This is a genomic window from Alienimonas chondri (genome assembly GCF_013036045.1).
GTDB classification, from domain to species: Bacteria; Planctomycetota; Planctomycetia; order Planctomycetales; family Planctomycetaceae; genus Alienimonas; species Alienimonas chondri.
The window spans coordinates 1-14,735 of record NZ_WTPX01000047.1 but is presented as its reverse complement, the minus strand read 5'-3'; the positions used below and the strand labels follow the sequence as shown (position 1 = coordinate 14,735).

The following is a 14,735-nucleotide window of genomic DNA, read 5'->3' as shown; positions in this document are numbered from 1 at the left end:
CGGTCGCGATGCGGCGCGGGCGATGTTTCTCCAACAGATGATGCAGAACCGCGGCGGCGGCGGCGGCGGTGCTGAACGCGGCGGGCCAGCATTGCTCCGAGGTCCATCTTACCGCCCCCCACGTCCGCCGCGGGCTGCTGACCGACGATCAACTCCAGACGGCGCGGGCCGGCCGCAGCGGTCGACGGGTCGATCAAACGGCGGTCGACCTCGGAATGATCTCGGAGCAGGAGGCGCTCGCCGCCATCGGCGACGAACTCGGCTTCCCCTACGTCGATCTGAAAGACTTCGAGGTCGAACCGGGGCTGCTCCAGCGGTTCCCCGCGGCGCCGATCTTCCGCCACACGCTGCTCCCGCTGCACGAGCGGGACGGCCGCGTGGTCGTCGCCACCAGCGATCCGTTCGATCTGGAAGGGTTGGACGAACTCAGCTCGCTCTCCGGCCTCAGCCTGATCCCGGCGCTCAGTCGGCGCGACGACATCGCCGGCCTGATCAAATCCCACCTCGGCGTGGGCGGCGACACCGTCAGCGCGCTGGTCGCCCGGCGGGAGGAGGAGGGCGTCGAACTGCTGGAGGATCTCGGCGAAGACCTCGGCGAGGAAGCCGAGGAGGCTCAGGCCGCCAGCGTCATCAAGCTGGTCAACGAACTGCTGGTCGAGGCGCTGGACAAAGGCGCCTCCGACATTCATATCGAGCCGGCCGAACGCGGCCTGACGATTCGCTTTCGCGTGGACGGCGTGCTGCGATTGCAGCCCATGCCGCCGGAGATTGTGCATTTTCAAAACGCGATGATCACGCGGTTGAAGATCATGTCGCGGCTCAACATCGCGGAGAAACGCCGCCCCCAGGACGGCCGGATTCAGCTGCGGGTGAAGGGCCGGGAGATCGACGTTCGCGTCTCGATCATCCCCATGATCCACGGCGAGGGGATCGTCATGCGACTTCTCGATAAGTCGCGGATGACGTTCGACCTCAAGAACGTCGGGATGCCGCCGAACGTTATCGAGCCGTTCCGCCTCGCCTGCGCCCAGCCGAACGGCATCATTCTGGTCACCGGCCCGACCGGTTCGGGTAAGTCGTCGACGCTGTATTCGGCCCTCAACGAGATCAAATCGCCGGAGGTGAAAGTCATCACCGTCGAAGACCCGGTTGAATACCAGTCCGAGGGCATCAGCCAGATTCAGGTGCACTCCAAGGTCGGCCTGACGTTCGCCGCCGGCTTGCGGAGCATCCTGCGGCATGACCCGGACGTGGTGCTGATCGGGGAAATCCGGGACGGCGAGACCGCTCAGGCGGCCATCCAGGCGAGCCTCACGGGCCACCTCGTGTTCAGCACGCTGCACACCAACGACGCCCCCGGGTCGTTCACGCGATTGATCGACATGGGCGTCGAGAGCTACCTCGTCGCGAGCACCGTCGAGGCGATCCTCGCCCAGCGACTGGTGCGGAAGCTCTGCCCGGACTGCAAGCAGGAATACGACTTCAATCCTCGCGACATGCCGCCGGGCACCAAGGGCGAGGCGCCGGCGACGCTCTTCAAAGCCGTCGGATGTCGAGCCTGCTCGGAGACCGGCTATCGCGGCCGAACCGGTATCTTCGAACTGCTGGTCTCCGACGACGGCCTGCGACAGATGGTCGCCGAGGGCGCCTCGACGGACCTCATCCGGCGCTACGGCCGCGACAAAGGCATGACGACGCTTCGCGACAGCGGTTGGCAACGCGTCCTGCAGGGTGAAACCAGCGTGGAAGAGATCGTTCGGGTCACCAAAGGGGACATGGACTAACCGTGCCGGATTTTGCCTACACCGCTCGCGACGCCTCCGGCGCCTCGCTGACGGGCACGATCACCGCCGCCGCGGAGCGCGATGCGCTCACCACGCTGGCTGGACGCGGCCTGTTCCCGCTGTCGGTCGAACTGAATGATGCGGCCAAGTCCAAGGCGAAAGCCGGCGTCAAACGGGTCGGCGGCAAGCACCTCTCCGCCTTCTACTCGCAGCTTTCCGACCTGCTGAAGAGCGGCGTCCCGCTGCTGCGCAGCCTCGAACTGCTGGAGCGGAAGAGCGCGGCCCCGGCGTTGCAGGCGGTGCTGGAGGACGTGCGGGCCGAGGTCGCCGAAGGGAACCGGCTTGCCGATGCGATGCGTCGCCACCCGAAGGCGTTCAGCGAACTGGCTGTCAGCATGGTCACCGCGGGCGAGGAGGGCGGCTTCCTCGAAGACGTGCTCAAACGCATCGCCGCCTTCACCGAGCACCAGCAGGAACTGCGGGGCAAGGTGCTCGGGGCGCTGGTTTATCCGGTCTTTCTGCTGGTGATGGGCAGCGCAATCGTGATCGGGATGGTCACGTTCTTCGTGCCGAACTTCGCGCCGATTTTCGAGCGGATGGCCTCCACCGGCGACCTCCCCGCGGCCACTTCGTTTCTGATGGCGGCCAGCGACGTGCTCCGCAGCCAGTGGGCGCTGGTCATCGTCGCGGCCGTGATCGCGGGCGGCTATCTGCTAGTTCGTTACGTTCGGGATACGGAGGAAGGTCGGCTCCGTTTCGACCAGGTTCGACTATTCGGCTGGAAGGTCGGCAAGAAGGAAATCGGATTCGGCCCGATCGCTCGCAACCTGGCGATCGCCCGGTTTTGCCGGATCCTCGGCACGCTGCTGCACAACGGCGTGCCGATCCTGCAAAGTCTGCGGATCGCCAAGGACGCCACCGGGAACCGGGTGCTCAGCGCCGCGATCGAGACCGCCGCGGAGAGCATCACCGCCGGCCGCAGCATCGCCGGTCCGCTGGCCTCGTCCGGTCAATTCCCGGAGGAAGTCACCGAGATGATCGCCGTCGGGGAAGAGGCGAACAATCTGGAGCAGGTGCTGATCGACATCGCCGACGCCACGGAACGGCACACCGCCCGCCAATTGGACCTGTTCGTGCGATTGCTGGAGCCGATCATGCTCACGGTGATGGCCGGGGCGATTTTGTTCCTGTGCATCGCCCTGATGTTGCCCATCCTCAAGAGCAGCGGCATCGCCTGACTGCGTTGCTTCGTCGTCCCGATCACGGGTCGATTGTCGCACCCGGGCGATCGACCCGAAACCTCAGTCCCCCCGCCGGGGTTTCATCCTTGAAGCCTCGCCCCATTTCCCCCGCCGAGTTCGTATCGATGCGTCGCCCCGTTCCCCTCCGCCCCGTTCGACTTGAGCAAGCCCGGATGCGCGGCGGTTTTACGCTCGTCGAAGTCTTGTTGGTGCTGGCGATCTTGGGAGTGATCGCGGCGCTGGTCGTGCCGAACCTGCTCGGTTCGCAGCAGAAGGCCAACATCAACGCGACCCGCGTGAAGATCACCTCCTATCAGAGCGCGATCGAGCAGTATGCGATCGACCACAACGGTCGCCCGCCGGCGGGTTCCGCGGACGAGGTGAACCAGCTGCTGATGAACCCCGAGCCGATTGACGGCCGGAACGTCGACCCGTACCTGCGGGAGTCGCCGAAGGACGGCTGGGGCGAGCCGCTGTTCTATCAGTTCCCGGCGAAGAACCAGACGATCAGCACCGACCCGGACATCTGGAGCGCGGGCCCCAACGGCCAGAATGAGGACGGCGGCGGAGACGACATCAACAACTGGTCGACCGTCGGGACGTGATCTCCGCCCGCCCCCACCGACGGTTTGCCGAGCAACGTCCCGCAGGCCGGCGCCGCGCCGGCTTCACGTTGGTCGAGATCCTGCTGGTGCTGGTCGTGCTGGCCACGATCGCGGCGCTGATCTCGCCCGTCGCCCTGCGGATCTTCGGCGACTACGCCCTCAAGCAGAGCGCTGAGGCGGTGCGGTCGGACCTCACCCGCGCCCGGTTGAACGCCGTGCAGGAGGGCGTCGTCTACGAGTTCCGCGCCGAGTCCGGCGGCGATCGCTGGGTCGTCGTCCCGGCGGAGCGTGAGGCCGGCTCCGCTGATCCGGACGCCGTGACGGACTGGGTCCCGGTCAGCGCGGGCACGCTGTCCGAAGGCGTCACGTTCCCGTCCGACGGGGCGCTCTCGCTGACGACTGGACGGCCGACGGCGGACTATTTCCTCGGCCTGCCCGACGCATCCCAGCTCGCTCAACTTCAATGGGCGCCCCCAATTCGATTCCAGCCGGACGGCACCGCGGCGGAAGCGTTCGTGACGATCTCGGATGAACGAGGCGGCGTCCGCGTAGCGGTCCGTAGCCTGACGGGGACCGCGAGCATCGAACCGGTCCCCGTCCCGACGCTGGGCGGCCCGACGCTCGGAACTCCGAACGCCGGGAGCATGTCGCGATGACGAGAACCCCGCGCCGGGCACGCCGTTCCTACCCCGCGACACGGGACGGCATCACGTTCTACGAGGTTTTTCTCGCGCTCGTCCTGCTGGTCGGAGCGCTGGCCGTGCTTGGTCAGCACGTCTCGTTGGGCGTGCGCTCCGCGGATCAGGCCCGGTTGCGGACGAAGGCCGAGGAACTGGCTACGACGAAGCTGAACGAGGTTCTCGCCGGGATCGAACCGCTGGAGACCTCGGCCGGCGTGCCGCTGACGGACGATGACGGGTTGTGGTCGTATTCCGTCGAAGTCGCGGCCGGCCCGGCGGACGGGCTGCTGAACCTCACCGTAGTCATCACGCATGAGGGCTTGCGGGGATCGCCGGACGAAGCGTTCCGCCTGCAGCAGTTCATTCGCGACCCCGCGGTGCTGCTCGATGCGCAAGTTTCGGAGAGCGCGGGAGGAACCTCGCTATGAGAGCGCCTGCGCATCGAGCCTCGGGCTTCACGCTGATCGAGGTGCTCCTGGCGATGGGCCTGTTGGTCGTCGTGATGGCCGGCGTCTACGCCGGCCTGGAGACCTTCCGGCGCGTCACGACGATGGGCCGCGACGCCTCGGCGGAGCAGCAGATCGCGCGAGCGATTCGCAGCCGACTGCTGACGGATCTTCGCAGCGTCCGTTTCGCGGAGCCGCTCGCCGTTGAAGACGAGACCCCCGCGGATGACTCCGCCTCCGCGGACGGCTCGTCGCTCGATTCGTCCACGTCTTCGGTCTCGTCAACGGTCGCTGACACGGACGAGGGAACGGGAGAACTCCTCCCGGTGCCGCTGGTTGGACTGATCGGCGATGCGGAGACGTTGACGCTCTACACGACGCTGCCCCCCCGCGACGGGGCCTCCGCGCCGGCTCGGGAGAGCGATCTCCGGACCGTCACCTGGTTCCTGGCGGGGCAGGGCGGGGCGGTCTCCACGGCGGTCGCCGAGCGCGACGGCGCCGGGCTGGCGCGCTCCGAGGCCGACACGTCCGCGGTCGTCTCCGCCGAGGAGACCAACGATCTGAACTCGCTGATCCTCGCCGCGGAAACGCTCGCGCCGGAGGTGACCGGAATGGCCGTTCGCTACTTCGACGGCGTGGATTGGGTCGACTCCTGGGACTCCACGTTCTCCGGCTCCCTGCCTCGGGCGGTGGAGGTGTCGCTGGAAATCGACCTCGACGGTCCGCCGAACGCCTACGTCGCCGGCGGCGAGATCGGCAATCGGGCGCCGGTCGTCACGCGATTGGTCGTTTGCCCCCCCCTCAGCGAACCCAACGCGGAGGCGGGGCTATGAACCGCTTTTCTCGTTCGAGCTCCCTCGTCGGTCGCCGCACCGGCTCCGCGTTGCTGGTCGTGCTGGTGCTCGTGCTGCTGCTGACGTTCGGCGTCTACGGCTTCACGGAACGGATGATCGCGGAGAAGGCCGCCGCCAACGCCCACGGCAACGCCGCCCGCAGCCGGGCCTGTGCGGACAGCGGCGTCGCCCTCGCCCTCGCGCTGGTCGATGAGGGAACGATCGCCCCGTCCGCTCCGCCGCCGGTTTATCATGAACCCGCGGCATTACAGGGCGTGCTGGTCGCCCCATCGTCGGATCCGCTGGGCAACGGCCGATTCACCGTCTTCGCCCCCGTCGAAGGCGACCCGACCGGCTCCCTGCTGCGGTTCGGCCTGATCGACGAGTCGGGCAAACTGGATGTGAACGGCCTGCTGAACATCTCCGTCCGCGGCGAGGAACTGTCGGAAACTCAACAGCGAACCCTTCTCCTGGGGGTGCCCGGGATGACGGACGAGCTGGCGGATTCGATCCTCGACTATGTCGATGACGACGACGACGCCCGGGAGTTCGGAGCCGAATACGACACGTACGCTTCGCTCGATCCGCCGCGTTCGCCGCGTAACGGGCCGATCGACAGCGTCGAGGAACTGATGCTCGTGCAGGGCGTCACGCCGGCGTTGCTGTACGGCGAGGACGCCAATCGCAACGGCCTGCTCGACCCCGGCGAGAACGACGGCGACGCCACCTACCCGCCGGATAACGCCGACGGATTGCTGGACGTCGGCTGGACCGCCTACCTGACCGTGCACGGCGGCGAGCCGAACCTGAACGCCGACGGCGAGGCCAAGATCAATCTGAACGACGGCGTCCTCACCGATCTGTTCGACACGTTGGAAGAGACGTTCGATACGGACACCGCTCAGTTCATCGTCGCCTACCGAATCGCCGGCCCGATCGACCCGGAGAACAGTTCCGACAGCCTGGACCCGAACGCGGATATCGACGACCTCGTGGAGGAAGGCTTCGACGAAGACGGCAACCCGACGACCCCCACTCAAACCGAGCAAGAGCAGGTCGATGCGATGGCCGGAGCGTTGGCCGGCTTGATCGGCGGGGCGGACGAGGAGCTGACCGTGACGCGGGCCGGCATGGATCTGTCCGGCGGGGCGACCACGGACCTCGGCAGCTTCTTCGACCTCATCGATCGAGAAGTGGAAATCGAGGTGGACGGGGAATTGACCGTCCTGCAAAGCCCCTTCTCGTCGGCGACCATGACGGACGAACTGCCCGGCTTGCTGGAGCAGATGACGGTCTTCGACACCGAATTGATCCGCGGGCGGGTGAACGTCAATCAGGCCCGCATGGGCGCCTTGCTGGGCGTGCCCGGGATGACGGAATCGCTGGCGGAGTCGATCGACGCCGCCCGCATGATCGGGGCGAGCGGGGAGGCGTTGCCGGACATGCACGCCCGACGCCTCACGCCGTTCTGGCTGGTCGCCGAGGGACTGACCGATCTGCCGACGCTCCGCCGGTTGGACCCGTTTCTCACCTGCCGCGGCGGATTCTTCCGCGTCCGTTCGGTGGGATTCGTGGAAGGCGGCGGGCCGGCGGTGCGGATCGAAGCGGTCATCGACGGCACGGCGTATCCCGCCCGGGTGGTGGAGATGCGCGACCTGTCCGACCTCGGCCGAGGCGTGCCCCGATCGCTGCTGTTCAGCCCCTGATCTGCCGCGACGCCCCTTGCCGACGGCCCTGATCGGCTGCACAGTTTTCCTAACCCATCTTGTCCCCGCACTCGGTCGACCTCGCAACAAATGGCCGACACGCTCGCCTTCGTCTGGCCTCGCACAGGGGACGACCCGCTGCGCGGATGCGTCGTGGACGGCGCCGGCGCGGTCCGCAGTCCGTTCGAGATCTCGGCGCCGCTGACGGGCGACGGCCTGAAGGCCGCTTTGTCCAAGGCGAAGATCGGGGCGAAGCGGGCGGTCGTCGCGTTGCCGCGGTCTAGGGCGACGGTCCGGCACCTCGATTTGCCGGCCGTTTCGGACGACGACCTGCCCGATCTCGTTCGCATGCAGGCCGCGACGAAGAGCGCGGCGCCGTTGGATCAGTTGGCGTTGGATTTCCTGCCGCTGCCGCTTCCCACCGGGGAAGGAGCGAATCTCGGTCGGGCCGCTTTGCTGGCCATGATTCCGAGCAAGTTGCTGGCCGAGGTGCAGGGGACGATGTCCGCCGCCGGGCTGGAACTCGCAACGGTCGGTCTGAACCCGGTGGGCTTCGCCCGCATGGTCGCCACCCGCGAGCTTGCAGCGGGCAACTCCTTGGTCGTCTCTCGCGACGGCGAATTCGCGGAACTGACGCTGCTGTCGGTCGGCCCCGAGGGCGCCCGCGTGACCCACACGCACTCCGCCCACCCGTCGGCGGAAAGCGATGCGCAATGGGAACGCTCGCTGCTCTCCGAGTGCAGTCGGGTGCTGGTTTCGCACGGCTCGGTCCAGACGGACGGCCTCACGTCGGTTTGGGCGCTCGGGAAGGGGGCGGACCGACTGGCGCCGCAACTCGTCGAGCGGTTCGGCGGCACGCCGCATCCCGCGACCGGATGGGAACCGCTGGGCGCCAGCGGCGATTCGGCGCTGGCGGATCCGGGACGCTTCGGCGGAGCCGTGGGACTGGCGATCGGCGCGGAGACGACGCCCGGAATCAACTTCCTCGCGCCGCGTCGTCGGCCGGCGCCGAAGGACACCCGCCTCCGCACCGGGCTGCTGGCCGCGACGGTCCTCACGGTCCTCGTGGGCGCCGGCTGGTTCGTCCTAGATCGGCAGAAATCGAATCTTCGGGAAACGATCGCCGGCCTCGACGCTCAGATCGCGGCGGACGACGCCTTGGTTGAACGGAACGAACCGCTGCTGATCGAAGACGCGGCGCTCTCGGAGTGGTCCGGCGAGGCGACGGACTCCCGGGCGGAACTCGCTCGGCTCGATCTCCTGTTGCCAGGCACGGATCGGCTGTTCCTCGAGAACTTTCAGCTCACCCCGCCGACCTCGCGCAATCGGGCGACGGTGCGGGCGGACGGGTTCGCGGAAAGCGCCGATCTCGTGCGTTTGGTGGAGCGTGATCTTGCCGCGGCGGGCTACGTCGTCCGGCCGACGCAGACTTCCAACGTGACCGGACGGGCCGGCTATCCCGTGAAATTTTCTCTCTCCGCCGAACTACCGCCGACCGTTCCGGGAGACGCCGCAACGACGAATGGGGAAGCCGCAACGTGAAGCGCAACGAAAAGATTCTCGCCGGCCTCCTGGGACTCTTCCTCGTCGGGTATTTCCTGCGTGGACCGATCGTCGCGATGACGACCGGCCCCGTGGACGAACTGCAGTCGACGCTGGACGGCCGGTTCGAGCGGGCCGCCGGCCTGTCGAAGCAGGTGAAAGCGATCACCGCCGCCGCGTCTCGCGTGAACGTGGCCCGCAGCCGGAGTCTGCCGGCGGACGTCAGCTACGCCGAACGTCTGTATCCGCAGTGGTTGCAGGATCTGGCCGTCGCGAGCGGATGGGAAGAGGTGCAAGCCGAACTGCGGCCGGTCCAGGCGCGCCGCGGCGAGCAGTTCCGGCCCGTCCGCGTCGAGCTTCGAGGGATGGCGACGCTTGGCGAGTTGGAAACGTTCCTCAATCGGTTCGAGCGAACCGAACTGATGCAGCGAATCAATGCCAGCAAGGTGTTCAGCGCCTCGGAACTGGGCGACGTCGACCTCGAAGTGACGATCGAAGCGGAAGCGATTTCGTTGCCGACGGCCTCGGATCGAGAGGAAATTTTCCCGATCGCCCGGCTGGCCGCGGACTTGGAGGCCGACGTGGAGTCGGCGGAAGTACTCGTGCCGCCCGGCCTCAGCGGCGCGTTCCCGGAAGAACCGGGATTCACCGTCCGGGCGGGGAACGAGTTCCTCGTCGTGACGGACGTCGAGCCGCACGACGGAGAGACGGACGCCGGCGATCTGTCGATGCGATGGACGCTCTCCCGCGGCGCCGAAGGCACGACGCCGACGACGTTGCCGGCCGGCACGTTTCTGCAGCTCTGGCCGCACTCGTCGTTGCCCGAAGACCTGTTGGCCTTCAGCGAGACCGGGCCGTTCCGCAAGCCGCGGAGCTTCTCGCCCCGCCTGGACATCACGGCGCCGCCCCGCGTGGTGCGCGGCGATCCGTACTCGCTGACCGTGGCCGCCGCCGACTTCGATTCCCGCGGCGGAGACCCGACGTTCGCGGCCACCGATCTCCCCGAAGGCGCCGAGTTCGACGCGGCGGAGGGTCGGCTCACCTGGTCTCCCCCGGACGATCTGCCGCCGGGCGACTACGAGTTGGAAGTGTCCGCGGTCGTGCCCAAACCCGCGACGACGCTGCGGGAAACCGTCTCGGTGACGCTGGTGGAACGCAATACGCCGCCGACCGTCGTCAGCGTGGAGCCGCAGATGGTGAATACGGGCGACGTTCTGCTGATCGAAGCGGACGCTTCCGATGCGGAAGACGGCGACGACGTCACCTTCAGCTTGGCGGACCCGCCGGCCGGAGCGTCGATCGATTCCTTTTTCGGGCTATTCCGCTGGGAGGTGCCGAAGGACTTCCAACCGGGAGAAATGACCTTGGTCATTCAAGCTGAGGATCAGGGTTCCCCGCCGATGACGGGCCAGACGACCGTGCGGGTCACCGTGCAGGAAGATCTGCGGCCCTTCGTGAAGTTCGTCGGCCGCACGACACGGGACGGGGAACCTGTCGCCACGTTCTTCAACCAAGCCGAGAACCAGGTGACCAAGCTGAAGCCCGGCGATCCGTTCTCCATGGTGGGCGTGCAGGGCGAGGTGCTCACGATCGGGCGCGACACGCTGGAGTACGCCCGAGACGGTCGACGGCTTCAACTCGACCTGGGTCGTTCCCTGGCGGACGCGGTCGACCGTGGAGCGTTCTCCGACCCCTCGACAGAGCCGGAGGATGCCGCCGACGAGGAGTCCTCCGACAGCGATCCGCTCCCGAGTGCCGATCAGTCGACGCCAGAAGAGTTTGCCGCCGAGACCCCGATGACGGACGCTGCGGAGACTGAGGAACCGGCCGCGGAGCAACCGGCCGCGGAGGAACCGGCTGTCGGAGCGCCGGGAGCGGAGGCGCCGGCGGTCGACGATGCGACTTCTGCCGGATCGGACTCGGATGAGATTCAAGAAACCTTCGGCGCCGCGGAATCCGACTGACCCGGCGGGGTCGACTTTGCCGATAGCGCCGATGCGGTCGAGTTTGCCGACCGCCGTCGGCGTCTGTCGTGGCGAAATTCGCTGCGGACGCCACCGCCCCCCCCGCCGATCGTGGACGTTCGCCGATGGACCGGCTCCCTCCTTTTCGCTCCTGTCGCAATGCGTCGGCGGCGACCGCGCTCCTACTGCTCGTCGGCGTCGCCGTCGGCCGAGCGGACGACCCCGTTTGGCCCGCATCGGAGGCGGCGGAGAACGGCGTGACGATGCGTCACTTCAATGCTCCGTGGCCGACGGTGCTGCGGAAGTTGGCGGAGGAAAGCGGCTCGAACCTCGTGATGAAGGACATCCCGCCGGGCCGGTTCAGCCGGTTCGACCGTGGCGCCTACACGCGGGCCGAGGCGGTCAAGATGCTGAACCAACGGCTGGAGCCGGACGGATTCCGCATTCTCGAGGTCGGCGAGAATCTGATCGTCATCAGCGATCGCAGCGTGCGGCAGGACTACCGCCGCCCGACCGCCCCGGGCGTCGAGGGCACGCCGCTGCACGACCCGAGCACCGGCGTGACGCCGCTGCCCGAGCCGTCTCCCCGTCGCCGGAACTTCGCGTCGGTCCTGCCGCAGCGGGACGAGGAAGTGCGTCCCGCCGGTCGCACGGCCCGCGACGCCGCGGCCGGCTACGCCGCCGAGCGTCTCCGCACCGCCGACCACGCCGAATCCGCCGGCGACGGCGCCAAGCCGGCGTTGGAACTGACCGCCGGCGAAGTCGCCGCCGCCGATGCGGCGCCCCCGGTCACCGTGAACGTGCGAGTCGCCCGCGGAAACGCCAAAGCCGTCGCCCGCACGCTGATGGTCGCCATCGGCGACCGGGCGAAGCTGGTCGATCGCGGCCCCGGCGGGTTTCCGGCCTTCGCCGCCTACCGAACCAGCGTCGTCAAGGATCCCAGCCCCGCCGGCACGCCGGTGTTCAGCATCGGCGTCGACGAAACGCAGGACGAACTCGTCGTCACCGCCCCGGGCGAGCGGGCCGAGAAGGTCGCTCAGGCGCTCCGCGCGATCGACCAGGGACCGGCCGCCGGGCGGGGCATGGAGGTGGTCGCGGGCGGACCGAACGCCGTCGCCCTCAGCCGGGAATTGAAGCCCGTCCTCACCACGCTGGCCCGCTTTCGCCGGCAGGAAGGAGCGGCGCCCGCCGCGCCCGCCGCCGCTCAGCCGCCCGGCAATGAGTCGAGCGAAACCATCAGCCGGATGACGGGGAACCCGGCGGAGGTTCAGCGGATCATCGAGAACCTGCGCAGCGACGTGCAGGTGGAGGAATTCGGCGACACCGGCATCCTCATCATCCGCGGGAACAAAGCGGACGTCGACGCGGTGGTGAAGGTGATCTCGCAGCTCGAGCAACTCTCCGCCGGCCTGCAGCCGCAGATCCAACTGCTGCTGTTGAAGCACGTCGACAGCGTGCCGCTGGCCACGTTGCTGACGGAGGTCTACGGCGAACTGGCCCGCCTGCGGAATCGCGGCGACGAGGCTCCCAGTCGCGTGACCATTCTGCCGGTCGGCAAGCCGAACGCCGTCATCGTGATCGCCTCGGACGCGGACCTCGACGCCGTCGCCGAACTCGCCACGCAGCTCGATCAGCCGGTGCCCCCGGGCACCCAGTTGGAGGTCTTCCGCCTGGAGAACGCGATCGTGACGCAGGTCGCCGAAGCCATCGAAGCGTTCTATGAGGAACGGGAAGGGCTGTTCCCGGAGATCCGCGTGTTCGCCGATCTGCGGACGAACAGCCTCGTCGTCAACGCTCAGCCGAGCGGGTTGGCGGAGGTCCGCAAACTGGTTCGCGATCTTGATCGCGGGGAGAGCGGACTGGTCTCTCGGATGGAAGTCGTGGCGCTGGAATTCGCGACCGCGGAAGCCCTCGCGGACACCATCAACGAAGCGATTCGGGCCGTCATCAACCCGGCCCAGGCCCAGCAGGGCGGAGGCGGGGGGAACGCCGGCGGGGCCGACGCGCAAGCGTTGCAGGCCGCCCGCAGCGTGATCGTCGAGTACGTCACCGCGACCGGCGAGGTCGGCCGCAGCGGCTTGCTGGCGGACGTCTCCGTCGCCCCGGACATCACCGGGAACCGGCTGATCCTGACGGCGCCGGAAAAAACCATGCCGCTGTTGGTGGCGTTGGTCGCGGCGCTGGATGCCCCCAGCGGCGCCCGTGCCGACGTGAAGGTGTTCACCTTGCAGAACGCCGACGCGGAAACCGCCGTCGAGATCCTGAACGAACTCTTCGACTCCACCGCCGCCGGGACCGACGCCCCGGCCGGTGTGACGCTCGAAGGCACCACGGACGCCGGTTCCGCCCTCGTCCCGCTGCGGTTCAGCGCCGACAACCGCACCCAGACGGTGCTCGCCATCGGCGGTACGGACGCGCTGGCGATCGTCGAGGCCGTGCTGCTGCGGTTGGACGACGAGAACCGGAACCGGCAACGCCTCTTCAGCATCAAGCTGCTGAACACCCCGGCGGAGACCGTCGCGCAGAGCCTCTCCGACCTGATCGTCGGCCGGCGGACGCTCCTCACGCAGGTGCCCGGGTTCGTGGCCCAGGGCGAGTTGATCGAGCGGGACACCGTCATCATCCCGGAGGCCTCTTCGAATCGACTGCTGATCTTCGCGTCGGACCGCAGCCGCGAGGAAGTGATCCGCCTGATCAAAGAGATCGACGAGGCGCCGCCGCAGGTCGCGATTCAGGTGTTGCTGGTCGAGGTGGACCTGACGAACACGGACGAGTTCGGCGTCGAACTCGGCTTCCAGGACAGCGTGCTGTTCGATCGCGGCATCACCGCCGCGGAGGACCTGCTGACGGTCGCCCAAACCATCACCTCGCCCAACGGCGTGCAGACGACGACGGAACAGGTCGTCTCTCAAAGCACCACGCCGGGCTTCAACTTCAACAACACCTCGGTCCCGCTGGGGAACAACGTCGCCGCGAACCCGGCGAGCACGGGGGTCCAGGGGCTGAACAACTTCGGCTTCGGTCGGGCGAACGCGGAACTCGGATTCGGCGGGTTCGTGCTCAGCGCCTCCAGCGCCAACGTCTCCGTGTTGCTGCGGGCGCTGGCGGCGAAACGGTCGGTCCACGTGTTGAGCCGCCCGCAGGTCACGGTTCTGGACCAGCAACTCGCCCGGATTCAGGTCGGGCAGGAAGTGCCCGTCGTCACCGGGGTGAGCGTGACCGATAACTCGACGATCCCGATCACGGAGCGGGACAGCAGCGGCCTGATCCTGCAGGTCACGCCTCGGATCAGCCCGGACGGGACCGTCTTCATGCAGGTCGGGGCGGAGCGGAGCAACTTCGATTTCGCCGGCGTCCCCATCTTCACGGACGTCGCCACCGGCAACGTGGTGACCTCCCCAATCAAGAACGTCACGATTACGGACACGTTCGTCTCCGTGCCGAACGGGCAGACGGTCGTCATCGGCGGGATCATCACCTCCTCGGAAGCCGTCGAGGAGCGCAAGGTGCCGTACGTCGGCGACATCCCGTTCCTGGGCCAACTGTTCCGCACCGACAGCACCGTGAAGACCCGCAGCGAGCTGCTGATCTTTCTGACGCCGCGGATCATCTACACGGACGCGGACTTCGAACTGCACAAGCAGGTCGAGAGCGATCGGATGCACTACCTGGAGCACGAAGCCGAAGCGATGCACGGCCCGCTGTTCGGCGTGCCGCCGGAACCGGGTCACGGAGGCTACACGCCGGGCCTGTTCGGTCCGACGATCGGCCTCCCGCCGGGCGCCGCGTTCGAGGGCGGGCAACTCGTGCCGCCCGGCTCCCTCGGCCCCCCGTCGTCGTACGGTCCGCCGGAGTCGTTCGATCCGCAGTCGTCCTACGGTCCGCCGGCCTCGCCCGGCCCGATCCTCGGCCCCCCGGCGGAGCCGCTGGAACC

10 protein-coding genes are annotated in these 14,735 nt (G+C 67.9%); all 10 read left to right on the top strand.

Annotated elements, in window-relative coordinates:
- Positions 1–68: 68 nt before the first annotated feature.
- Positions 69–1,784 carry a GspE/PulE family protein gene (locus LzC2_RS21810; RefSeq protein WP_349771130.1) on the top strand — a complete coding sequence of 572 codons (1,716 nt, stop codon included), beginning with the start codon at positions 69–71 and terminating at the stop codon, positions 1,782–1,784.
- 2 nt (positions 1,785–1,786) lie between these two features.
- Positions 1,787–3,022, top strand: a complete 1,236-nt coding sequence (locus LzC2_RS08965) for a type II secretion system F family protein (RefSeq protein WP_171186019.1) — start codon at positions 1,787–1,789, stop codon at positions 3,020–3,022.
- A gap of 128 nt (positions 3,023–3,150) precedes the next feature.
- Positions 3,151–3,630 (top strand): type II secretion system protein GspG, encoded by a 480-nt coding sequence (locus LzC2_RS08960; protein ID WP_171186017.1) that lies wholly within the window; start codon positions 3,151–3,153, stop codon positions 3,628–3,630.
- Positions 3,627–4,286, top strand: coding sequence for a prepilin-type N-terminal cleavage/methylation domain-containing protein (locus LzC2_RS08955; RefSeq protein WP_171186014.1), 660 nt, complete (start codon positions 3,627–3,629; stop codon positions 4,284–4,286). Before LzC2_RS08960 ends, LzC2_RS08955 begins: the two co-directional genes overlap by 4 nt.
- On the top strand, positions 4,283–4,738 hold the full coding sequence (locus LzC2_RS08950) for a hypothetical protein (RefSeq protein WP_171186012.1): 456 nt from the start codon (positions 4,283–4,285) through the stop codon (positions 4,736–4,738). Before LzC2_RS08955 ends, LzC2_RS08950 begins: the two co-directional genes overlap by 4 nt.
- The gene (locus LzC2_RS08945) at positions 4,735–5,589 is read left to right on the top strand and encodes a prepilin-type N-terminal cleavage/methylation domain-containing protein (RefSeq protein ID WP_171186010.1); all 855 of its coding nucleotides are present in this window, start codon (positions 4,735–4,737) and stop codon (positions 5,587–5,589) included. Before LzC2_RS08950 ends, LzC2_RS08945 begins: the two co-directional genes overlap by 4 nt.
- Positions 5,586–7,295, top strand: a complete 1,710-nt coding sequence (locus tag LzC2_RS08940) for a type II secretion system protein GspK (protein ID WP_171186007.1) — start codon at positions 5,586–5,588, stop codon at positions 7,293–7,295. The genes LzC2_RS08945 and LzC2_RS08940 overlap by 4 nt, the downstream gene beginning before the upstream one ends.
- 90 nt (positions 7,296–7,385) lie before the next feature.
- A complete protein-coding gene (locus tag LzC2_RS08935) occupies positions 7,386–8,837 on the top strand; it encodes a type IV pilus biogenesis protein PilM (protein ID WP_171186006.1) in 1,452 nt (483 codons plus the stop codon).
- Positions 8,834–10,801, top strand: coding sequence for a cadherin repeat domain-containing protein (locus tag LzC2_RS22810; RefSeq protein ID WP_171186004.1), 1,968 nt, complete (start codon positions 8,834–8,836; stop codon positions 10,799–10,801). The genes LzC2_RS08935 and LzC2_RS22810 overlap by 4 nt, the downstream gene beginning before the upstream one ends.
- Before the next feature lie 68 nt (positions 10,802–10,869).
- The coding region (locus LzC2_RS08925; RefSeq protein ID WP_315854598.1) for a secretin N-terminal domain-containing protein at positions 10,870–14,735 on the top strand (3,866 nt) is incomplete at its 3' end.

Bases quoted from the DNA above. Each gene is read 5' to 3' on its own strand.
- LzC2_RS08960 (WP_171186017.1), top strand. From the start codon at position 3,151: ATGCGTCGCCCCGTTCCCCTCCGCCCCGTTCGACTTGAGCAAGCCCGG.
- LzC2_RS08950 (WP_171186012.1), top strand. From the start codon at position 4,283: ATGACGAGAACCCCGCGCCGGGCACGCCGTTCCTACCCCGCGACACGG.
- LzC2_RS08945 (WP_171186010.1), top strand. From the start codon at position 4,735: ATGAGAGCGCCTGCGCATCGAGCCTCGGGCTTCACGCTGATCGAGGTG.
- LzC2_RS08940 (WP_171186007.1), top strand. From the start codon at position 5,586: ATGAACCGCTTTTCTCGTTCGAGCTCCCTCGTCGGTCGCCGCACCGGC.
- LzC2_RS08935 (WP_171186006.1), top strand. From the start codon at position 7,386: ATGGCCGACACGCTCGCCTTCGTCTGGCCTCGCACAGGGGACGACCCG.